The following is a 19,228-nucleotide window of genomic DNA, read 5'->3' on the forward strand; positions in this document are numbered from 1 at the left end:
TACCTCTTCCGTTAAGGGATGGCGGGCGCGGGCCTTCGCGCCCGCGTCGCTGTCGCTGTTGGGGAGGAAGCCATGACCGGTGCCGGATCGGGCGAACAACTGATTCCACGGGTGAAGAACGAAATCAGGGCGGTGCGCACCGCCTTGTGGTTCCGCCCCAGTGCCTACTGCATCATCGCCGCGTTGACCGCGGCCTTCGTCGCGACCGTCGACGGCTTCCTGCCGCCCCACATCCTGGCCTGGCTGCCGGAGGTGGAGGTGTCGACGGTCACCGAGCTTCTGAAGCTGATGGCCGGCAGCATGCTGACCGTGGCGACGGTGACGCTCTCGGTGCTGATGCTGGTGCTGAGCCTCGCCGCCGGCCAGGCCTCGCCGCGCGCGGTGCCGGAGATCATGGCCGACCCGGTGACGCAGAACGCCCTCGGCACCTTCCTCGCCACCTTCACCTTCGCCCTGGCGGCGCTGCTGCTCTTCGGCTTCGGGGCGGTGGCGGGGCCGGGCGTCACGCTGATTTTCTTCGGTGCGCTCTTCCTGGTGCTGAACGCGCTGCGCTACCTGGTGCAGTGGATCCATCACGTGGCCGACACTCTGAAGATCAACCGCATGCTTCACCGTATCCACCGCCAGGCGAAGGCGGTTTTGCAGGCCTATCTGGAAATGCAATTGAAAGGGGACGGCGAGGCCGTGGAAGCGGCCGCGGGGGAGGAGACGCAGGTCTTTCCAAAGGCCACCGGCTACGTGCAGCTCATCGATGCGGGGCGGCTGCATGATCTGGCGCGCGCACACGACCTGTCAGTTCGGCTCTGCGTGCAGGAAGGCGACTTCGTCCACGACCACCGCAGCCTCATGCTGCTGCGCGGCAGCCGCGCCGACGACGAGGTCTGCGAGGCACTGCGGGCGACGGTGGTGGTCGGTTTCGAGCGCAGCCATGAAGGCGATCCGCGCCTGGGGTTCGAACTGCTGGCGGAGGTTGCCTGCCGCGCCCTGTCGCCGGGCATCAACGATCCGCAGACGGCCCTCGCCGCGATCGAGTATCTCGGCAGCCTGCTGGCTCTGGCGGCGGTCCGGCCGGCCGCCGATTATCCGGCATGCACGACTCCCGACGGCCGCGTCACCTTCCTGCACCCGGATTTCGGCGCCTTGGTGGAGCGCGCCCTGCGGCCGGTGGTCCGCGATGGCGCAGGCGAAGCCGAGGTCATCGCGGCGGTGATGCAGGTACTCTGCGACCTGGCCGCCTGCGCGGCCCCGGACCATCTGGACGCTATCCTGGAGGAGGCAGAGCGCGCCGAAGCCTTCGGCATGTCGGCCCTGACCCTGGAGCGGGACAAGGAGGCCTTCTGCGAAAAGGTTCAGGAGCTGCGCGACCACGTCGCCGGCCGGCGGCGATAGCCCATCCATCAGGGCCGCTTGGCGTTTGTGCCCGTTGCAGTCGCGGGGCGGCCCCGGCACACTGTGCCATGGTCAATGCCCGGCGGACGTGCTTTGCCGTCCGCCGTCGATGGTAGAATTTGGAGAGAGGGTACGACGTCCATGGCAGCCTCCAGCGATAGTTTGCATGCGCCGCGTGAGCGGCTGAGCAAGGAAACCATCCACCTGCATCAAGCCATCGTCTCCTTGATGGAGGAGCTGGAGGCGGTCGACTGGTACCGTCAGCGTGCAGACGACTGTGACGATGCGGAGTTGAAGGAGATCCTGCTGCACAACATGCGTGAGGAGATGGAGCACGCGGCCATGGTGCTGGAGTGGATCCGCCGCAACAGCCCGGACTTCGACAAGCACCTCAAGGAGTTTCTCTTCAAGGAGGGGGACATCTCCCACCATTGACGGCCGTTCGACCGCAGGCTTCTCAGTCGCGTTGTTCCTCGCGCTCCCAGAAGGGGCCGGAGTTGCGCGCGTCGGGGTAGGCCGAGTCGTAGGACGGCGGTTTGCAGGCGGCCAGGAAGACCGCCAGGGCGATGTAGGCGATCAGCAGGGAAAGCCTGGGCATCGGGTTGAACTCCCTCACTTCGCCGCCGGAGTGGCGGCTTCCTGTCTTGATCTGGGGCGCAGCGTCTCGGGGACAAGTCTTCGCCCGGCAGGGGGCGCTGCGGCGGCTCAGACGAGGGCCTTGACGGCCTGCTTCAGGAGCTTGTCGACCAGGCCGAAGACCTTGGTCGCCTTTTCGGCGATCTTCACGATGTCGTCGAGCTCCTTGGTGGCCTTGCGCAGGTCGGTGACGGCCTCGGAAACCTTGTCCTGGGCTTTCTGGAAGGCGGCGGCGTCCTTGTTGAAGCGGGCCGCTTCCAATTCCACCCACTGGGTGCGCAGTTCCTGGGCGCGGTTCAGCAGCGCCTGGCGCTGCGCGATCGGGATATTGGGATCCATGGACTTGTCCACCATTTCCCCGAAGGCATCCAGGAGTTTCTTGCGGACGCTTTTGGTGGCTTTGGTCGCGGGCATGGCTGTTCCTCTCCTTTGGCGCCCGGGCCGTCGCCCGGTCTTCAGCGGATCCTGCTAGCTCGAGGCATCGCCAGCTTTCTTGAAGGCTGCGAAGACCTCTTCGGCGGTGGCGGCGTAATTGCGCACGATGGCCACCAGGTCATAGAGGTCCTGCGGGCCTTTGTCGGAGCGGGCGTAGCGCAGCAGGGAGTCGTGTGCTGCGTCGAACTGGTCGAGAGTCTGGAGGACCGACTGCAGGGTGATGAGGCCTTCCTTGCGGGCACGGATCTTCTGATCGATTTCGCGGAGCTTGGCGAGGCGTACGGGCTCATTGCCCAGCTGCTGAGCCTGGGCATATTCGATGGAAAGCTGCGAGATTTCCTGCTGCTTCAAGGTATCGCGCTGCTGGATGACAAACTCCAGATCCTCGCGCAGCAGCGCCGAGATGTCCTGGATCGCCGGGGCCGCCTTCTCGATCGCCGCGTCAAGGGCGCGGGCCCGCTTGGCATCGATGATCTCCTTTGCGATGACATTGGAAATGGTCCGCAAGGGGGAGATCGCATCGGTGATCGGCAAACTGGCCAGGGAAGGGGCCACGTTGGACAGGTCTTCGATCAGCAGCTCGGCCGCGGCGGCGGTGCGCTCGCTGGCGGCTTTCCAGCGCTCGCTCGCGTCGCTGTCGGCCAGGTCGGCCAACATCTGTGTGTATTGCTTCAATACCGAGAAGGTGCGGTCCCGGGCGCGCAGGGCCTCCGCGGTCAGCACCGGCGTGGCGAGCTTTCTGGCATCCAGCAGGCGGTCCGGGTCCTCGCGCAGGAGCTTCAGTTCGTTCTCGCGCTCGACGTCGTTGATGCCGTGGACGTATTCCAGCGCCACCGTCGCCGTCTGGTCCGTCGCCTTTTGGAACTCGGCGATGGTCTCCTGATAGACCGAGAAGTCACGGGGGGTGCCGCAGGCGGCGAGCAGAAGGGTCAGGGCCAATCCGCTCAAGGCTTGCCGGAACGGAGTGGCGGCGCGGCGGTCGGCCTTGCTGAGCATTTTCCCCTCCCCAGAGTCAGTGCCGCCGGACGACGCCGAGTCGGCACAGCGGCAGCCTATCAGTTTGATTAGGCGAATTGTGAGGTGGTTTCGCCGGCAACCGCAACCGCGAATTCCGGACTAAGCCCTGAGAGGTAGAGGCGCAGGATTTCCGGCGCCGGTCCTTCTAGCGATGGTTGCGGGCCGCGGCGGGACGGGAGCGGGGACGCAGCACCTTGGCCGAGTTGCTCGGCCCGGACTGCCAGTTGAGGTCGACGCCCTGTTCCTTCAGATAGGCCTCGGCGGCGGCGCGGGCCTCGGCATGGGAATCGGCAAAGCCCTGGGCGTAGAAGCGCCCGTCCTTTTCGTAGGAGACGGTCCATCGGAAACCCTCGGTGCCCTTCTGGCTGCGCGGGCCCGGATTGCCACGCCAGGGTTCGATCAGGATATCGTGCTTTTTCATGGTAACTACGATGATTTCTTAACAGTCAGAGTCAAAGGCGGCGACCACGGGGATCATAAGCCAAGCCGAGCACCGTTGTGGACTCCGTTTTGCGGGCCGCGCTAATGGCGCAGCACCAGCAGCGCACCCTCGATCAGCTTAACGACGTCGGTGTGCCCCTCGCTGGCCGCCAGGTCGCGGGCCAGCTCAAGCTTGGCGATGCCTTCGTCCGGCGTGGTGGCCGGGCGCGAGATGATGGTGGCGTCCAACTGGCTCACCGTCGCTTCCATTGTGCCGCGGTCGAGATGGTGATGATCGCGGAGCAGGCGGGCGCGAACAATGGCGAGTTCGTTCAACGTATGCATACTCATGATTAAACCCCGCTCACTGACATCTCACGTGTGACAATTCGCGGTCACCTGCATCCCGCCGAGCGCATCATACAGCAGCGCTCCACCTCTGTCGCCACTTCAGTCATCCTCGCCCCCGTGGCCATTTTCGGGCTGCAGGCCGGCCTCGGTTTCCCGGTCTTCCTCGGCCAGGAAGCGCTCGGCGGCGTCACGCCGGCCCAGGCTCTGGCGGTCGATCGCGACGCTCTTGATCAGCGCATAGACCTGCATCCCGGGCTTGAGGTCCAGGGCCGTCCGCGAACGCGCCGTGATGCGGGCCCAGATAGGGGCGCCGCCGGCGTCGAGCTGGAGGTCGATCTGGGGACTCTGTTCTTCACCTATTTCTTGAATTGTGCATGGGATAATATTGAGAATACTAATATTTTCCGGTGGGCTCAGGGAGATGGAGACATCGCGGGCCCGAACCCGGACGCGCAGCTTCTGGCCCAGCGGCAGGTGCAGGTGCGGGACGCGCAGGCGCCCGCCGGCGAAGCGCAGCTCGGTGAGGCCGAACATGCGGTCCTGGCCGGCGACCGTGGTGCTCAGCACCGCACCGGCCTCGTAGCGCCCGGTCAGGGGTCGCAGGTCCAGCCGGTTGGTCAGCTCCTCCAGCGGGCCCACCGCCTCGATGCGGCCGTTGGACATCAGCACCAGCGTGTCGGCCAGGCGCACGATCTCCTGCATGGAATGGCTGACGTAGACGATGGGCAGGTCCAGCTCCGCCTTCAGTTGTTCGATGAAGGGCAGAATCTCTTCCTTGCGCGGCTGGTCCAGCGCGGCCAGGGGCTCGTCCATGAGCAGCAGGCGCGGGTTGGCCAGCAGGGCCCGGCCCAGGGCGACCCGCTGCTTCTCGCCGCCGGAGAGGGCGTTCGGGCGGCGCTCCAGCAGCTGCTCGATACCCAGCAGGCCGACCACCCGGTCCAGGCCGAGGGGGCGCTCGGCGGCCGGCGCGCGGTTGTAGCCGTAGAGCAGGTTGTGACGCACCGAGAGGTGCGGGAAAAGGCGGCCCTCCTGGAAGACGTAGCCCAGGCGGCGCTTTTCCGGCGGCAGGTCGATGCCCTTTTGCGAATCGAAGAGGGTCTGGCCGCGCAGCACGATGCGGCCGCGCTCCGGACGCAGCAGCCCCGCCAGGGTGTTGACCAGCGACGTCTTGCCGGCGCCGGATCGGCCGAAAATGGCCGTGATTCCAGAGGCTTCGCACTGGAAGTTGGCCTCCAGATCGAGCGCGCCGAGGCGCCGGGCAATATCGACTTCCAACATCATGGCGCCGCCTCCCTCAGTCGCTCATCCGGGCCCGCAGGCGCCGGGCGATGGCCTCGGAGGCCGCCAGGGCGGCCAGGGACAGCAGCACCGAAAGCACGGCAAGCCGCAGGGCGCCGGCCTCGCCGCCGGGCGTCTGGATCAGGCTGTAGAGCGCCAGGGGCAGGGTTCGGGTCTCCCCCGGGATATTGGAGACAAAGGTGATGGTGGCGCCGAACTCGCCCAGGCTGCGGGCGAAGGCCAGGACCGCGCCGGCCAGGATGCCGGGCATGATCAGCGGCAGGGTGATGGTGACGAAGACGTTGGCCCGCGAGGCGCCGAGGGTGCGCGCGGCGGTTTCCAGGCTCTGGTCCACCGACTCGATGGAAAGGCGCATGGCGCGCACCATCAGCGGGAAGGCCATGACCGCGGCGGCCAGGGCGGCGCCTTCCCAGGTGAAGGGCAGGCTGACGCCGAAGGTGGCCAGCAGCCAGGCGCCCAGCGGTCCCTGGCGGCCCAGCAGCACCAGCAGCAGGTACCCCACCACCACCGGCGGCAGCACCAGGGGCAGGTGGACGATGCCGTTCAGCAGGGTCTTGCCGACGAACTCGTAGCGCGCCAGCAGCCAGGCCGTGGCCAGCCCGAAGGGCAGGCTCACGAAGACGCTCCACAGGGCGACCCGGAGGCTGAGGCCCAGCGCTTCGATTTCCAGCGGGGTCAGGTCGAACATCGCGTCCCTTAGCTGCCGAGAGCGGGCCGCGTAAAGCCGTGCTTGCTGAAAATGGCGGTGGCCTCCGCGCTTTGCAGGAATTCGTAGACGCGGCGCACTTCCGGGCGGTCGCGGCCGGCGACAATGGCCAGGGGATAGACGATCTTCGGGCTCGCCGCCAAGGGAAAGCTGTCGACGATGCGCACCCGCGGCGAGATCGCGGCGTCGGTTTCGTAAACAATGCCGGCCACCGCCTCGCCGCGATCGACCAGGGCAAGGGCGGCGCGCACGTTGCTGGCCTGGGCCAGCTTGGCGGCGACCTGCTCCCACAGGCCGAGGTTCCGGAGTGCCTCGCGGGCGTAGATACCGGCGGGCACGTGGTTGGGGTCGCCGATCGCCAGGCGGCCGTTCCCCAGCAGCCGGGCAAGGTCCAACTCCGGCGACAGGCGCAGGCGCAGTTGCGAGTCCGCCGGGGCGATGAGCACCAGGCGGTTGGACAGCAGCGGCAGGCGGCTGCCGTCCTGCAGCAGCTGCAGGCCGGCCAGGTGGTCCATCCATTTCGCGTTGGCGGAAAGGAAGAGATCGGCCGGGGCGCCCTGGGAGATCTGGCGCGCCAGGGTGGAGGAGGCGGCGACCACCGGACGGATCGAGCCCCCGGTCCGCGCGGCATAGGCCTCGGCGATCTCGTTTACCGCGTCGGTGGCGCTGGCGGCGGCGAAGAGGGTGACCGGCTTGTCGTCCTCCGCCGCGCCGGCGGGCGTGGACATCGGGGCGGCCAGGCAGAAGGCCAGCAGGACCCCAAATAACCGGGACAGGCGGCAAGCGCGCTGCGGCCAGGCGGTCATGCGGTCAGGATCCGTAGAGTGCGTTGGGGTCCGCGGTGACCGGCAGCACTTCGGTCAGGCTGCCGTCCGCGGCGACGGCCCGGTAGAAGCAGGAGCGCCGGCCGGTGTGGCAGGCCACGCCCTTCTGGTCGACGCGCAGCAGCAGGGTGTCGCCGTCGCAGTCGACGCGCAACTCCACCAGTTTCTGGGTCTGGCCGGAGGTCTCGCCCTTGCGCCACAACTTGCCGCGCGAGCGCGACCAATAGCAGACCTGGCCGCTGGCCAGGGTCTCGGCCAGGGCCTCGCGGTTCATCCAGGCCACCATCAGCACCTCGCCGCTGTCGTGCTGCTGGGCGACCGCGCAGACGAGGCCCTTGTCGTCGAAGGCGACGGATTCGTCCAGGTCTTTGGGCAGGTCTTGAGGAAGTTCACTCATCGTCGGGATTCCAAGATACGGGCTGCGGGGGGCTCCGTCTTACCCCGCGTGCGCGGATTTTCCACCATGTATTCCCCCGCCGCCGATCTTGGGGTCGAGCTGGGCCAGGCGCGCGAAGCCCGCCTCCAGGTCGGCGATCAGGTCGTCGGCGTGCTCCAGCCCGGCGTGGATGCGCAGGGTCGGACCGGCCGGCTCCCAGCGTGTCGCCGTGCGCATGCTCGCCGGATCGGTGAGAAGGATCAGACTCTCGTAGCCGCCCCAGCTGGCGCCGATGCCGTAGAGCTCCAGGCCGTCGATGAAGGCCATCACCGCCTCGCGGGAGCAGGGCTGCAGCGTGAAGCCGAAGAGCCCCGAGGCGCCGGTGAAATCGCGTTTCCACAGAGCATGTCCCGGATCGCCGGGCAGGGCCGGGTAGAGCAGCCGGTCGACCTCCGGGCGCCGGCCCAGCCAGCCGGTCAGGGCCAGGGCATTGGCCTGGTGGCGCTCCAGCCGCACCGCCAGGGTGCGCAGGCCGCGCAGTCCCAGGTAGACGTCGTCCGGGGCCGCCGCGCAGCCCAGGTATTGGCTGGTGCGGCGCAGACGCTCGTAGTGCGCCTCGCCGCTGACCACCACGCCCAGCATGGCGTCGGAATGGCCGACCATGTATTTGGTGGCGGCGTGCAGCACGACGTCGACGCCGTGCTCGAGAGGCCGGTAGTAGAGCGGCGTGGCCCAGGTGTTGTCGATCACGGTCACCACGCCGGCGGCCTTGGCCGCCGCCACGATGGCCGGCACGTCCTGCACCTCGAAGGTGAGGGAGCCGGGCGATTCCATGTAGACCAGCGCTGTATTCTCGCGCATCAGCTCGGCGATGCCGGCGCCTATCGTCGGATCGTAGAAAGTGGTCTCGACGCCCAGCCGCCGCAGCAGGTCGTGGCAGATCTTGCGGGCCGGGAAGTAGACGCTGTCGGGTACCAGGAAGTGCTTGCCGGCCTCGGCGAAGGCCATCATGGCGACGGCGACCGCCTGCAGGCCGGAGGAGACCGCCACCCCGCCGTAGCCGCCTTCCAGGGTGGCCACGGTGTCCTCGAAGGCGAAGGTCGTTGGGGTACCCGTACGGCCGTAGGAACTTTTTCCCTTGTCCATACGGTGCCGGCCGGCTTCCTGGAAGTCCTCCATGGTTTCGTGGAGCAGGGTGGAGGCGTGGTAGACCGGCGTGTTGACGGTGCCGAAGTGCGAGGCGGGATCGCGGCCCAGATGGGACAGCAATGTCTCGGGACGGCGTGCGGCGGCTTTCTTCATACGGAACGGAATCCAATGGGTTTCGCCGGAGGCTAGAGAGGTCGCCCCCTGCAGCGCAATACGCGCTAGAGGTTCACCTATCATTCCGCGTTAGCCAAGCCGTTTCGCAACCATCGCTCTGTGGCGCCGCGGCCTGGATCGGCGGCTTCAGGTTTGGTGACGGAAGCCTGATAACGGTATCACGCGATCGGTATTTTTTTGACACAGCTCCCGTACCAAGCTGTTGCCTTTCCTCAAATACTGAGACATGGTTCGCGGGTGTGGCGTGAATGCATCCCGCCGGAAGCCTGTAGTCTAACGACTGTATGCAGGTAGTGAGAGCGGGGCTCGCGGTCCACCTTAAGACAATAAACTGTGAACAGCAGGGAAGGTTACTCCATGTCTAAATTGAAGGTTCTGCTTGCGGCGAGCGCACTCACCGTGGTCGGCGCTGCCGGGGCTAATGCCGCGACTCTGGATGACATCAAAGCCAAGGGCTTCGTCCAGTGCGGCGTGTCGACCGGTGTGCCGGGCTTCTCCTTCACCGACGACGCCGGCAACTGGCAGGGCTTCGACCCGGCCGTGTGCCAGGGCGTGGCCGCCGCGATCTTCGGCGACACCAGCAAGGTCAAGTACACCCCGACCACCGGTAAGACGCGCTTCACCGCGCTGGCTTCCGGCGAGATCGACATGCTGGCCCGCAACACCACCTGGACGCTAAGCCGTGATGCCGACCTCGGCTTCACCTTCGTCGGCGTCAACTACTACGACGGTCAGGGCTTCATGGTTCCGAAGGCTCTCGGCGTGACCAGCGCCAAGCAGCTGGACGGCGCCTCGGTCTGCATCCAGACCGGCACCACGACGGAGCTGAACCTGGCGGACTACTTCCGGCTCAACAACATGAGCTATGAGCCGGTGCCGATCGAAACCAACGAAGAAGCGCGCACCAACTACCTGGCTGGCCGCTGCGACGTCTACACGACGGACGCCTCGGGCCTGGCCGCTTCGCGCGCCGCCTTCGACAACGCGGCCGATCACATCATCCTGCCGGAGATCATCTCCAAGGAGCCGCTGGGCCCGCTCGTGCGTGAGGGTGACGAGCCCTGGGGCGACGTCGTCCGCTGGACCCTGAATGCGATGATCACCGCCGAGGAATACGGCGTGAATTCTTCGAACGTCGATGACATGGTCGCCAACAGCGACAACCCGGAAATCCGGCGTCTGCTGGGTGTTGAAGGCAACGTGGGCGAGATGCTCGGCCTCGACGCGAAGTGGGGCTACAATGTCATCAAGCAGGTCGGCAACTACGGCGAAGTGTTCGAGAAGTACATCGGCTCGAACACGCCGATCGGTCTCGAGCGCGGCATCAACGCGCAGTACAAGGACGGCGGCCTGATCTACTCGCCGCCGATCCGGTAACCGCACGACGGTTGACCGAAGCATGACATGAGCCTGGGAACGCCGGTGCAAGCCGCCGGCGTTCCCTCGCGCATTTGAATCATGCGTTGAAAATTTTCCTGGGATCGTCGTAGCTGGGAGTACCCATGGCCGCAATCGAACAGGATTCTGAAAGCTTTTCGTTGGGCCAGTTGTGGTCGGACAAACGCTATCGGGCGGTGGTCACACAGATCCTCGTGATCGCCGGCGTTTTCCTCTTCCTCTCTTTCATCATCACCAACGCGATCGAGAATCTTGAGGCCCTGGGCAAGACCTTCGGCTTCGAGTTCCTGGAAGCTCCCGCCAGCTACGATATCAACCAGGCTCTCATTCCCTACAATTCGCGCGACACCCACCTGCGCGCCGCGGTCGTCGGACTGCTGAACACCGCGCTGGTGGCCTTTTGCGGCTGTGTGCTCGCAACCATCCTGGGCTTCATCCTGGGCGTGCTGCGGCTGTCGACCAACTTCCTGATCAACCGCCTCGTCTACTGCTACATCGAGTTCGTGCGAAACGTTCCGGTGCTGCTGCAGATTCTGCTGTGGCACGGCGTCATCGTCACCTCGCTGGACGTGCCGCGAAATGCCTACAGCCCGGTCGCCGACGTCTTTCTGACCAACCGCGGATTCTACGTGCCACGCCCGGTTTTCGAGCCCGGCTTCGTCTTCGTGGCGATCACCTTCGTCGCGGCCGTCGCCGGCATGGTCATCTTCAGGCGCTGGGCCAAGAAAAACCAGGAAGCCACCGGCCAGATCTTTCCGGTCTTCTCCATCGGCGTTGCGGCGATCATCGGGCTTCCCGTGATCGCCTTTTTCGTGGCCGGCATGCCGATGAGCCTGGATGCACCCGCATTGGAGGGCTTCAATTTCCAGGGCGGCATGGTGCTTAGGCCGGAGTTCACCGCGCTGTGGCTGGCGCTGTCGCTCTATACCGCGGCCTTCATCGCCGAGATCGTGCGTTCCGGCATCCAGTCGGTGAGCCATGGCCAGACCGAGGCGGCCTACGCCCTGGGCGTCAAGCCGAACTGGACCATGCGGCTGATCATCATTCCGCAGGCCCTGCGGGTGATCGTGCCGCCGCTGACCAGCCAGTATCTGAACCTGACCAAGAATTCCTCACTGGCCATCGCCATCGGTTATATGGACATCACCGCGACGCTGGGAGGCATTACGTTGAACCAGACGGGCAAGGAGATGGAGTGCATGATCCTGCTGCTGATGGTCTATCTGACCATCTCGCTACTGATCTCGGCCTTCATGAACTGGTACAACAAGCGCATCGCGCTGGTTGAACGCTGAGGGGAGGAGGGACGACATGACTGATACCGCGACCCAACCCCGCAGCTACGAACCCGGCAACCACCCGGATCTGCCGCCACCGCTGTTGACCAGCGGGCCGCTCGCCTGGGTGAAGCATAACCTCTTCGGCTCGCCGCTCAACATCGCCTTGACGGTGATCTCGCTTTACCTTCTTTATCTCATCGTGCCGGGCCTCTTGAACTGGGCCATCTTCGACGCGGTGATCAATGCCGGGTCTCGCGAGGAGTGCAAGGCAATCGCCGCGGGCGCCTGCTGGGCACTGCCGGCGATTCGCTTCGACCAGTTCCTCTACGGCTTCTATCCGGACCATCTGCACTGGCGCATCAATCTCACGGCAGTGCTCTTCTTTCTCGCGCTGTTGCCGGTTCTCTGGGACAACGCGCCATTCCGGAAACAGTGGCTGATTTACTCCTGCATCTTTCCGGTGATCGCCTTCTTCCTGGTCGTCGGTGGTCTGGGCATGGAGGAGGTGGAGACCACCAAGATCGGCGGCTTTGCCCTCAACGTCATCATCGGCGTCACCGGCATTGTCGCCTCTCTGCCGCTCGGCATCCTACTCGCCCTCGGGCGGCGCTCCCAGATGCCGATCGTGCGCACGCTCTGCGTCATGTTCATCGAGTTCATCCGCGGTGTGCCCTTGATCACGCTGCTCTTCGTCGCCTCGACGATGCTGAACTACTTCCTGCCGCCGGGCACCACCTTCGACCTGATCCTGCGGGTGCTGATCATGGTCACGCTGTTCTCCTCGGCTTACATTGCCGAGGTGGTGCGTGGCGGCCTGCAGGCCATCCCCAAGGGGCAGCTGGAGGCGGCCGACGCCATGGGCCTGCGCTACTGGCAGTCCATGCGGCTTATCGTGCTGCCGCAGGCGCTGAAGATCTCCATTCCCGGTATCGTCAACACCTTCGTGGGCCTGTTCAAGGACACCACGCTGGTAGTGATCATCGGCCTGACCGACGTGCTGGGGGTCGGGCGCGCGTCGCTGTCTGATTCCAAGTGGCAGGGCCTGCCGGAAGAGGTCTACGTCTTCACGGCGATTCTCTTCTTCGTCTGCTGCTTCTCCATGGCGCGCTATTCGACCTACCTGGAAAAGAAACTGCATACCGGCCACAAGCGCTAGGGCCGGCGCCGAACGAACGAGCGCCCCAGCGCGGGCCGAACAAGGAGGCTAAACGGGATGTCTGAAGTTGCTGCTGCACCACAGATGCAGATCTCCGATGAAGTGGCGATCCAGATGATCGGCATGCACAAGTGGTACGGCGAATTCCATGTCCTCAAGGACATCAACCTGACGGTCAACCGCGGCGAGCGGATCGTCATCTGCGGCCCCTCGGGTTCCGGCAAGTCGACCATGATCCGCTGCATCAACCGTCTGGAGGAACACCAGAAGGGCAAGATCATCGTCGACAACATCGAGCTGACCCACGATGTGAAGAACATCGCGGAGATCCGCCGTGAGGTCGGCATGGTGTTTCAGCACTTCAATCTTTTCCCGCATCTGACGGTGCTGGAGAATTGCACCCTGGCGCCGATCTGGGTGCGCAAGATGCCGAAGAAGGACGCCGAAGAGGTCGCCATGGAATACCTGGAGCGGGTGAAGATTCCCGAACAGGCGGACAAGTATCCGGGGCAGCTTTCCGGCGGCCAGCAGCAGCGTGTGGCCATCGCCCGCTCGCTCTGCATGAACCCGCGAATCATGCTGTTCGACGAGCCGACCTCGGCGCTGGATCCGGAAATGATCTCCGAGGTGCTGGACGTGATGGTGAGCCTGGCCGAAAGCGGCATGACCATGCTCTGCGTGACTCACGAGATGGGTTTCGCGCGCAAGGTCGCCAACCGGGTGATCTTCATGGACGGCGGCGAGATCATCGAGGAGAACGAACCGGAAGAGTTCTTCAACAATCCGCAGTCGGCGCGCACCCAGCTGTTCCTCAGCCAGATTCTGCACCACTAGAAGCCCGCTACGGAGGGGCGCCGCGGAGCCGTCACGGCGGCTTCCGGCGCCCTTTTTCGTGCGCTTGAGCCTATGCGAATGTTCACGGGTCTTTCAGGGGCTTCTGCTAGAATTGCGGCCAAGAACACACTTGGGAATGCAGGCATGAGCGAGAGCCAGGCGCCCCGGACCGGCCGGACCGCGGCCGCGCGCAATGCGGGCGACAAGGTCGTCTTCGCCCAGATCGAGCCGACAACCCGCTGCAACTATATCTGCGGCTTCTGCAGCGGCCGGCAGATGGACCAGACGGACTTCGCGGCCGAGGATTTCGCGCGCCTGCTGGACGCCTTTCCCGACCTGGAGCATATCGAACTGCAGGGCGAGGGCGAGCCGCTGCTGCACAAGGGGTTCTTCGACATGGCGCGCCAAGCGCGCGCGCGCGGGATCCGCCTGTCGATGATCACCAACGGCAGCCTGCTGTCGGAGGAGCGCGTGGCAGCATTGCTCGACCTCGGCATGGAGGCCATCAACGTTTCCGTCGAGTCCCCGGACGAGCAGGAGTTCCGCGACATCCGCGGGGGCAGCTTCGCCAAGGTCAAGGCCGGCATCGCGCGTCTGCTGGCGGCACGCCGGGCGCGCGGCCTGGACCGGCCGCTGGTCGGTTTCGCCGTCACTGTCCTCAAGCATACCATCGACCGCTTGCCGGAGATCGCGGCGCTCTACGAGGAACTCGGCATGGACGGCGGCGCGACGGTGCAGCCGCTGAGCCGCATGGAGGCTTACAGCGAAGTCTACGACGAGAAGATCGCAGCGCAGCTCTTGGACGAGGCGGATATGCAACGGCTCGCGCGTCTGCGCAACAGCGACCCGAAGGTGCTCGCGATGAAGCAGCAGGCGACACAAAGCAGCCATTTCTATCCCGAGATGCACAGGCGCTTTCCGATGCTGCACGGCTGTCCCTGGGTGAGGGGCGGTATCTACGTCGACCGCCATGGGGCTCTGCTCAGCTGCTGCATGGTGAAAGACGCGGAGACTCACGGCCTGGGCAAGCTGGGCCTCACCCCCGTCGAGGTCGTGCTGAACAAGCGTCGGGAAATCGACGCGGCGCTCAGCGCCGGGCGGCCGCCGGAGCAGTGCCGGGGCTGTGCCTACTACAGGCCGCCCGAAGAACGGGAAATCCTGCTGCAGAAAGTCCGGGCGCAGATGTTGCGGCGCCGGCAGGCCAAGGCCGCTAAGCCGGAATGATACCGCTGATCTGAGGGTCGATGATTTCCTGCTCCTCCTGGCGGTAGGGCACGAAGCCCATGCGCTGATAGAGGGGCAGGGCGCGCGGGTGGTCCATGGTGTTGGTGTTGACCGTCAGGCGTTGCGGCTCGTAGCTCCAGGCCTGCTCGATGGCCGAGTAGAGCAGGTAGCGACCCAGGCCGCGCCCCACGCAATGCGGCATGAGCCCGAAGTAGGCCAGGTCGATGGTCGGCTCCTCCCGGCGGTCGAGTTCGAAGTAGCCCGCCGGCGCGCCGTCGACGTAGAGCACGAAGACCTCGACCCTCTCGTCGGCCAGGATGCCGGCGAGTTCCTCGTCGGTCATCTGCCGCCGGTACCACCAGCGCCAGTCGCCGCCCACGGAATTGTACAGGTAGCGGTAAAAGCCAACGGTCGGCTGCTCGGCCAGCATCAGCGCAAACTTGGTCTTCATCGGCGGATGCACCGGGGCCAGGGCCGGGCGCTCGGTCATCTCCAGGTAGGTGATGGTGAAGCGCACCTTGGGATCGCGCCCGGCGGCCAGTTCCACCTCGGGCGGCAGGTCGATGTTCTCCGGCGGCTCCTTCGGCAGGCGCAGCCAGCGCGCCAGGATTGCGTGGGGGGTATAAGCGTAGCCGATGGCCGTATAGAAGCCGATCACCGGGCGGTTGCCGTCCCGCACGATCAGTTGGACTTTCAGGATGCCCCGCTCGGCGAGCCAGTTCTCCGCGTGGCGCACCATGCGACGGCCCAGGCCCGCGCCCTGCAATGCCGGATCGATCGCCACGTAGTAGAGCCAGCCACGGTGGCCGTCATGGCCGCAGCAGACCGTGCCGACGATCTTGCCGTCGCGTTCGGCGACGAATATCTCGGCGCAGTCACTGCGTTGCCAGCGGGGAATGTCGAGGCTGGGATCGTTGTACCAGCAGGTAAGGCCGCAGCTGTCCCAAAGCGCGATGCAGCCGGCGAAGTCATCGTCGCCGTAAGGCCTGATCTTCGGCAAGGTCAGGACTGCTCGACGGTCGCCGGGCCGGTCTCGACGGGCGTGTCGCCCTCCAGTCCCCACTCGGACCAGGAACCGTCATAGACCGCCACGTCGCGGTGGCCGAGGCGGTGCAGCGCCAGGCTCAGTACCGCGGCGGTCACGCCGGAGCCACAGGTGGTGACGACGGGGCGGTTCAGGTCGATGCCGGCGGCCGTGAAGCGCTCCTTCAAAGCGGCGGCGTCCAGCAGGGTCTGCGCGCTCTGCTCGACGACCTCGACGAAGGGCAGGTTGCAGCTGCCGGGAATATGGCCGGAGCGCAGGCCCTGGCGCGGCTCCGGATCGCTGCCCTCGAAGCGCCCGCGGCCGCGGGCGTCCAGCACCTGCTCGCCGCCGCTCTTAAGGTTGGCCAGGATCTGCCCGCGGTCGCGCAGCAGGAAGCTGTTCATCCGGGGGGTGAAGTGGCGCTCCTCGGGGTGCGCTTCGCCTTCCTCCACCGGGCGGCCTTCGTTCAGCCATTTCGGCAGGCCGCCGTCCAGCACCGCCACCTCGTCGTGGCCGAAGTAGCGGAAGGTCCACCAGACGCGCGGGGCGCTCCAGATGCCGCGCTGGTCATAGATCACCAGGCGCAGCCCGTCGCCGAGGCCCAGCTTGCGGACCTTCGAGGAAAAGACGTGCGGTGGGGGCACCATGTGCGGCAGATCGCTGGACGGATCCTTGATGTCGTCGATGTCGAAGAAGACGGCGCCGGGAATGTGCTGGGCCTCGAACTCGCGGCGCGGGTCCAGGCCTTCGCCCGGCAGGTAATAGCTGGCGTCCACGACCCGCAGGTCGGGCGCCCCCAGGTTATCGGCCAGCCACTCGGTGGAGACCAGGGCGTCCTTGTCGAAATCGACCATAGCTGCTTTCACTTCCTCCCGAAGGCTCCCCGCCGGGGCCGGGTTCCTATTCGTCAAACAGAATGTTGATGCGCCGGTTCTGGCGGCCCTTGTTCTCGATCTTGCCGACCCTTACGCGGCCGATCTCGCCGGTGTGCCCCACGTGGGTGCCGCCACAGGGTTGCAGGTCGACCCCGGCGATGTCGAGCAGGAGCACGCGGCCGCCGCCCATGGGCGGCTTCACCGACATGGTGCGCACCAGGTCCGGCTGGGCCTGCAGCTCTTCCTCGGTGATCCAGCGCGGCGCCACTGGGTGGTCCTCGGCGATCAGGCGGTTGAGCTCCGCCGTGATGTGCTCCTTGTCCAGCTGGGTGTCCGGCAGATTGAAGTCCAGCCGGCCCTTCTCGGCGCCGATCTGCCCGCCGGTGACGTCACCGGTGACCACGGCGCACAGCAGGTGCAGGCAGGTGTGCATGCGCATGTGCTTGTGGCGACGCTCCCAGTCGATCTCGGCCGTGACCTTGCTGCCGGGGGCGGGGGCGGCGGCGCCGTCCTCCAGGACGTGGACCACCTCCTCGTGGGTCTCGCCCTTCACAGCCTCGGCCACGCGCAGCTTGCTGCCGTCTTCCAGGGTCAGGCTCCCGCAGTCGCCCGGCTGGCCGCCGCCGGTAGGATAGAAGACCGTGCGGTCCAGGCGTAGGCCCTCCGGCCCGCTCGCCGTCACCGTGGCCTCGCAGGACTTCAGATAGGGATCGTCCCTGAACAGCAGTTCCATGCTCTCCTCTCCCGGGCGTTTGTCGGTCGATGTTAGGTCCCTGCGGGCTCAGCCCCGCCAGCCGAGCCACTCGGGCACCGGCAGCCCTTTTTCGCGCAAGAAAGCCGGATTGAACAGCTTGCTTTGATAGCGCATGCCGCCATCGCAGAGGATGGTGACGATAGTATGTCCCGGACCCAGCTTCTTGGCCATGCGCACGGCCCCTGCCACGTTGATGCCGCTGGAGGCGCCGAGGCAGAGTCCTTCCTGCTCCAGCAGGTCGAAGACATAGGGAATGGCCTCACTGTCGGGGATCTGGAAGGGTTCGTTCACCTCGATGCCCTCCAGGTTGGCGGTGATGCGGCCCTGGCCGATGCCCTCGCTGATGGAGGAGCCCTCGGCCTTCAACTCGCCATGGGCGTAGTAATTGTAGAGGGCAGCGCCCATGGGGTCGGCCAGGCCGATGGCGATGTCCTTGTTGCGCTCCTTCAGGGCCATGCTGACGCCGGCCAGGGTGCCGCCGGTGCCCACGGCGCTGACGAAGGCGTCGACCTTGCCGTCGGTCTGCTCCCAGATCTCCGGGCCGGTGGTCTCGTAGTGGCCGCGCCGGTTGGCGACATTGTCGAACTGCTGAGCCCAGATGGCGCCCTGGGGGTGGCTTTCGTCCAGCTCCTTGGCCAGGCGCTCGGAGACGTGGACGTAGTTGTCCGGGTCGCGGTAGGGCACCGCCGGTACTTCCTTCAGCTCGGCCCCGGAGATGCGCAGGATGTCTTTCTTTTCCTGGCTCTGGGTATCGGGGATGACGATGACGCAGCGGTAGCCGCGCGCCCGGGCCACCAGGGCCAGCCCGATCCCGGTGTTGCCGGCGGTCCCCTCGACGATGATGCCGCCCGGCTTCAGCGCCCCGCGCTCCTCGGCATCCTTGATGATCGCCCAGGCCGCCCGGTCCTTCACCGAGCCGCCGGGGTTCTGGAACTCCGCCTTGCCCAGGATTTCGCAGCCGGTCGCCTCGGAGAGCTTGCGCAGGCGGATGAGGGGGGTATTGCCGATTGCGCCGACAAAACCGTCGCAGACGTCCATTTCTTCTTCTTCCTTGCTGAGACGCCGCCGCCGGAGGGGCGCGGCGTCTGGCCGGCGAGAGTAGCTGCCCCGGCCAAGGGGGTTCAAGGGTTGGTCCGATATTCTGACATATTTTCCTGTAGATCACTTCCAAATACGCATAACTTCTGTGTGATTCAAGGCCAACCATTGCAGGGCGGCCGCCGCGATCAGGTTCGTGACCGCCCCGGCGGCCAGGCGGTCCAGGGCTTCCGTGCGGTCCAGGGGCAGCACCCGGATGTCCTCGTGCTCGTGGTCCAAGCCGTGGACGCCCCCGGCACCCCGGCTGTCGATGCACCCGCAGTAGATCGTGACGGTCTCCGAGGAGCCGCCGGGGGTGGCCAGGAAGCGCCCGATGGGCAGCAGTTCACCCAGCGTGCAGCCGGCCTCCTCCACCGCCTCGCGGCGCACCACGGCCTCCGGCGTCTCGCCGGGCTCGATGATCCCCGCGACGATCTCGATCAGCCAGGGCTCCATGCCGGCGGCGTAGGCCCCGGGTCGGAACTGCTCGATCAGCACCACCCGGTCGCGCGCTGGGTCGTAGGGCAGGACCGCCGCGGCGTGGCCGCGCTCGAAGATCTCGCGGGTCATCTCCCCGGTCCAGCCGCCGTCGAACTTGCGGTGGCGCAGGCGGTAGCGGTCGATCTGGAAGTAGCCCTTGAAGGGCGTGGTTTTTTCCAGGATTTCGACGCGTTCATCCTCGGTGGGGTCGCTCATCAACTGGGGTCCCGTCATCTGTTTGTCACATGCATGCCCCGCGCGGAGGCGGCGCAACCTTAGCCGAGCCGCGCCGCCGGACCCAATGGCATTCCCGCGGCTTGCCCGGGGGACGCAGGCGTGCTGCGATCGGC

At 66.0% G+C, this 19,228-nt stretch carries 22 protein-coding genes; 7 read left to right on the forward strand and 15 right to left on the reverse strand.

Annotation, left to right across the window (positions count from 1 at the left end; genetic code table 11):
• Positions 1-72 precede the first annotated feature (72 nt).
• Entirely contained in the window at positions 73-1,389 is a 1,317-nt protein-coding gene (locus tag H7X47_RS19695) for a DUF2254 domain-containing protein (protein ID WP_193370464.1), read from the forward strand.
• A gap of 141 nt (positions 1,390-1,530) precedes the next feature.
• Positions 1,531-1,824 (forward strand): ferritin family protein, encoded by a 294-nt coding sequence (locus H7X47_RS19700; protein ID WP_193370465.1) that lies wholly within the window; start codon positions 1,531-1,533, stop codon positions 1,822-1,824.
• Positions 1,825-1,846: 22 nt separating this feature from the next.
• Here the strand turns inward: H7X47_RS19700 and H7X47_RS19705 are convergent, their stop codons facing one another.
• From H7X47_RS19705 to metC, 10 genes are all read right to left on the reverse strand, one after another.
• Complete coding sequence (locus H7X47_RS19705) at positions 1,847-1,987, reverse strand: hypothetical protein (protein WP_193370466.1); 141 nt, start codon at positions 1,985-1,987, stop codon at positions 1,847-1,849.
• Between the two features lie 107 nt (positions 1,988-2,094).
• Entirely contained in the window at positions 2,095-2,439 is a 345-nt protein-coding gene (locus tag H7X47_RS19710; protein WP_193370467.1) for a hypothetical protein, read from the reverse strand.
• A 54-nt stretch (positions 2,440-2,493) separates the two neighbouring features.
• Positions 2,494-3,456 carry a hypothetical protein gene (locus H7X47_RS19715; RefSeq protein ID WP_193370468.1) on the reverse strand — a complete coding sequence of 321 codons (963 nt, stop codon included), beginning with the start codon at positions 3,454-3,456 and terminating at the stop codon, positions 2,494-2,496.
• Between the two features lie 166 nt (positions 3,457-3,622).
• On the reverse strand, positions 3,623-3,898 hold the full coding sequence (locus H7X47_RS19720; protein ID WP_193370469.1) for a hypothetical protein: 276 nt from the start codon (positions 3,896-3,898) through the stop codon (positions 3,623-3,625).
• A 101-nt stretch (positions 3,899-3,999) separates the two neighbouring features.
• The gene (locus H7X47_RS19725; RefSeq protein WP_193370470.1) at positions 4,000-4,248 is read right to left on the reverse strand and encodes a hypothetical protein; all 249 of its coding nucleotides are present in this window, start codon (positions 4,246-4,248) and stop codon (positions 4,000-4,002) included.
• Positions 4,249-4,347: 99 nt separating this feature from the next.
• Complete coding sequence (modC, locus tag H7X47_RS19730) at positions 4,348-5,526, reverse strand: molybdenum ABC transporter ATP-binding protein (RefSeq protein WP_193370712.1); 1,179 nt, start codon at positions 5,524-5,526, stop codon at positions 4,348-4,350.
• 16 nt (positions 5,527-5,542) lie between these two features.
• Positions 5,543-6,235, reverse strand: a complete 693-nt coding sequence (gene modB / locus H7X47_RS19735; RefSeq protein ID WP_193370471.1) for a molybdate ABC transporter permease subunit — start codon at positions 6,233-6,235, stop codon at positions 5,543-5,545.
• Between the two features lie 8 nt (positions 6,236-6,243).
• Entirely contained in the window at positions 6,244-7,059 is an 816-nt protein-coding gene (gene modA, locus H7X47_RS19740; protein WP_193370472.1) for a molybdate ABC transporter substrate-binding protein, read from the reverse strand.
• A 4-nt stretch (positions 7,060-7,063) separates the two neighbouring features.
• Positions 7,064-7,474, reverse strand: a complete 411-nt coding sequence (gene hisI, locus H7X47_RS19745; protein WP_193370473.1) for a phosphoribosyl-AMP cyclohydrolase — start codon at positions 7,472-7,474, stop codon at positions 7,064-7,066.
• 39 nt (positions 7,475-7,513) lie between these two features.
• Positions 7,514-8,755, reverse strand: coding sequence for a cystathionine beta-lyase (gene metC / locus H7X47_RS19750; RefSeq protein ID WP_193370474.1), 1,242 nt, complete (start codon positions 8,753-8,755; stop codon positions 7,514-7,516).
• Positions 8,756-9,133: 378 nt separating this feature from the next.
• Here metC and H7X47_RS19755 point away from each other — a divergent pair, with 378 nt between their 5' ends.
• From H7X47_RS19755 to H7X47_RS19775, 5 genes are all read left to right on the forward strand, one after another.
• Positions 9,134-10,153 (forward strand): amino acid ABC transporter substrate-binding protein, encoded by a 1,020-nt coding sequence (locus H7X47_RS19755; RefSeq protein WP_193370475.1) that lies wholly within the window; start codon positions 9,134-9,136, stop codon positions 10,151-10,153.
• Between the two features lie 125 nt (positions 10,154-10,278).
• A complete protein-coding gene (locus tag H7X47_RS19760; protein WP_193370476.1) occupies positions 10,279-11,469 on the forward strand; it encodes an amino acid ABC transporter permease in 1,191 nt (396 codons plus the stop codon).
• Between the two features lie 16 nt (positions 11,470-11,485).
• Positions 11,486-12,610: an amino acid ABC transporter permease gene (locus H7X47_RS19765; RefSeq protein WP_193370477.1), complete on the forward strand. Its 1,125-nt coding sequence runs from the start codon at positions 11,486-11,488 to the stop codon at positions 12,608-12,610.
• Between the two features lie 57 nt (positions 12,611-12,667).
• A complete protein-coding gene (locus H7X47_RS19770) occupies positions 12,668-13,444 on the forward strand; it encodes an amino acid ABC transporter ATP-binding protein (protein ID WP_319633642.1) in 777 nt (258 codons plus the stop codon).
• Positions 13,445-13,588: 144 nt separating this feature from the next.
• A complete protein-coding gene (locus H7X47_RS19775; RefSeq protein WP_193370478.1) occupies positions 13,589-14,668 on the forward strand; it encodes a radical SAM protein in 1,080 nt (359 codons plus the stop codon).
• On the opposite strand, the gene H7X47_RS19780 is transcribed toward H7X47_RS19775, so the two are convergent.
• From H7X47_RS19780 to H7X47_RS19800, 5 genes are all read right to left on the reverse strand, one after another.
• The gene (locus H7X47_RS19780; protein WP_193370479.1) at positions 14,655-15,668 is read right to left on the reverse strand and encodes a GNAT family acetyltransferase; all 1,014 of its coding nucleotides are present in this window, start codon (positions 15,666-15,668) and stop codon (positions 14,655-14,657) included. The genes H7X47_RS19775 and H7X47_RS19780 overlap by 14 nt on opposite strands.
• 2 nt (positions 15,669-15,670) lie before the next feature.
• Positions 15,671-16,546, reverse strand: coding sequence for a 3-mercaptopyruvate sulfurtransferase (gene sseA, locus H7X47_RS19785; protein WP_193370480.1), 876 nt, complete (start codon positions 16,544-16,546; stop codon positions 15,671-15,673).
• A gap of 46 nt (positions 16,547-16,592) precedes the next feature.
• Positions 16,593-17,300, reverse strand: coding sequence for an alanyl-tRNA editing protein (locus H7X47_RS19790; RefSeq protein ID WP_193370481.1), 708 nt, complete (start codon positions 17,298-17,300; stop codon positions 16,593-16,595).
• A 48-nt stretch (positions 17,301-17,348) separates the two neighbouring features.
• Complete coding sequence (locus H7X47_RS19795; RefSeq protein WP_193370482.1) at positions 17,349-18,359, reverse strand: cysteine synthase A; 1,011 nt, start codon at positions 18,357-18,359, stop codon at positions 17,349-17,351.
• Positions 18,360-18,482: 123 nt separating this feature from the next.
• A complete protein-coding gene (locus H7X47_RS19800; protein WP_227010647.1) occupies positions 18,483-19,094 on the reverse strand; it encodes an NUDIX domain-containing protein in 612 nt (203 codons plus the stop codon).
• Positions 19,095-19,228: the final 134 nt, after the last annotated feature.

It is taken from the genome of Pelagibius marinus (assembly GCF_014925385.1).
GTDB classification, from domain to species: domain Bacteria; phylum Pseudomonadota; class Alphaproteobacteria; order Kiloniellales; family Kiloniellaceae; genus Pelagibius; species Pelagibius marinus.

Bases quoted from the DNA above. Each gene is read 5' to 3' on its own strand.
- H7X47_RS19695 (WP_193370464.1), top strand. From the start codon at position 73: ATGACCGGTGCCGGATCGGGCGAACAACTGATTCCACGGGTGAAGAAC.
- H7X47_RS19700 (WP_193370465.1), top strand. From the start codon at position 1,531: ATGGCAGCCTCCAGCGATAGTTTGCATGCGCCGCGTGAGCGGCTGAGC.
- H7X47_RS19705 (WP_193370466.1), bottom strand. From the start codon at position 1,987: ATGCCCAGGCTTTCCCTGCTGATCGCCTACATCGCCCTGGCGGTCTTC.
- H7X47_RS19710 (WP_193370467.1), bottom strand. From the start codon at position 2,439: ATGCCCGCGACCAAAGCCACCAAAAGCGTCCGCAAGAAACTCCTGGAT.
- H7X47_RS19715 (WP_193370468.1), bottom strand. From the start codon at position 3,456: ATGCTCAGCAAGGCCGACCGCCGCGCCGCCACTCCGTTCCGGCAAGCC.
- H7X47_RS19720 (WP_193370469.1), bottom strand. From the start codon at position 3,898: ATGAAAAAGCACGATATCCTGATCGAACCCTGGCGTGGCAATCCGGGC.
- H7X47_RS19725 (WP_193370470.1), bottom strand. From the start codon at position 4,248: ATGAGTATGCATACGTTGAACGAACTCGCCATTGTTCGCGCCCGCCTG.
- modC (WP_193370712.1), bottom strand. From the start codon at position 5,526: ATGTTGGAAGTCGATATTGCCCGGCGCCTCGGCGCGCTCGATCTGGAG.
- modB (WP_193370471.1), bottom strand. From the start codon at position 6,235: ATGTTCGACCTGACCCCGCTGGAAATCGAAGCGCTGGGCCTCAGCCTC.
- modA (WP_193370472.1), bottom strand. From the start codon at position 7,059: ATGACCGCCTGGCCGCAGCGCGCTTGCCGCCTGTCCCGGTTATTTGGG.
- hisI (WP_193370473.1), bottom strand. From the start codon at position 7,474: ATGAGTGAACTTCCTCAAGACCTGCCCAAAGACCTGGACGAATCCGTC.
- metC (WP_193370474.1), bottom strand. From the start codon at position 8,755: ATGAAGAAAGCCGCCGCACGCCGTCCCGAGACATTGCTGTCCCATCTG.
- H7X47_RS19755 (WP_193370475.1), top strand. From the start codon at position 9,134: ATGTCTAAATTGAAGGTTCTGCTTGCGGCGAGCGCACTCACCGTGGTC.
- H7X47_RS19760 (WP_193370476.1), top strand. From the start codon at position 10,279: ATGGCCGCAATCGAACAGGATTCTGAAAGCTTTTCGTTGGGCCAGTTG.
- H7X47_RS19765 (WP_193370477.1), top strand. From the start codon at position 11,486: ATGACTGATACCGCGACCCAACCCCGCAGCTACGAACCCGGCAACCAC.
- H7X47_RS19770 (WP_319633642.1), top strand. From the start codon at position 12,668: ATGTCTGAAGTTGCTGCTGCACCACAGATGCAGATCTCCGATGAAGTG.
- H7X47_RS19775 (WP_193370478.1), top strand. From the start codon at position 13,589: ATGAGCGAGAGCCAGGCGCCCCGGACCGGCCGGACCGCGGCCGCGCGC.
- sseA (WP_193370480.1), bottom strand. From the start codon at position 16,546: ATGGTCGATTTCGACAAGGACGCCCTGGTCTCCACCGAGTGGCTGGCC.
- H7X47_RS19790 (WP_193370481.1), bottom strand. From the start codon at position 17,300: ATGGAACTGCTGTTCAGGGACGATCCCTATCTGAAGTCCTGCGAGGCC.
- H7X47_RS19795 (WP_193370482.1), bottom strand. From the start codon at position 18,359: ATGGACGTCTGCGACGGTTTTGTCGGCGCAATCGGCAATACCCCCCTC.
- H7X47_RS19800 (WP_227010647.1), bottom strand. From the start codon at position 19,094: ATGAGCGACCCCACCGAGGATGAACGCGTCGAAATCCTGGAAAAAACC.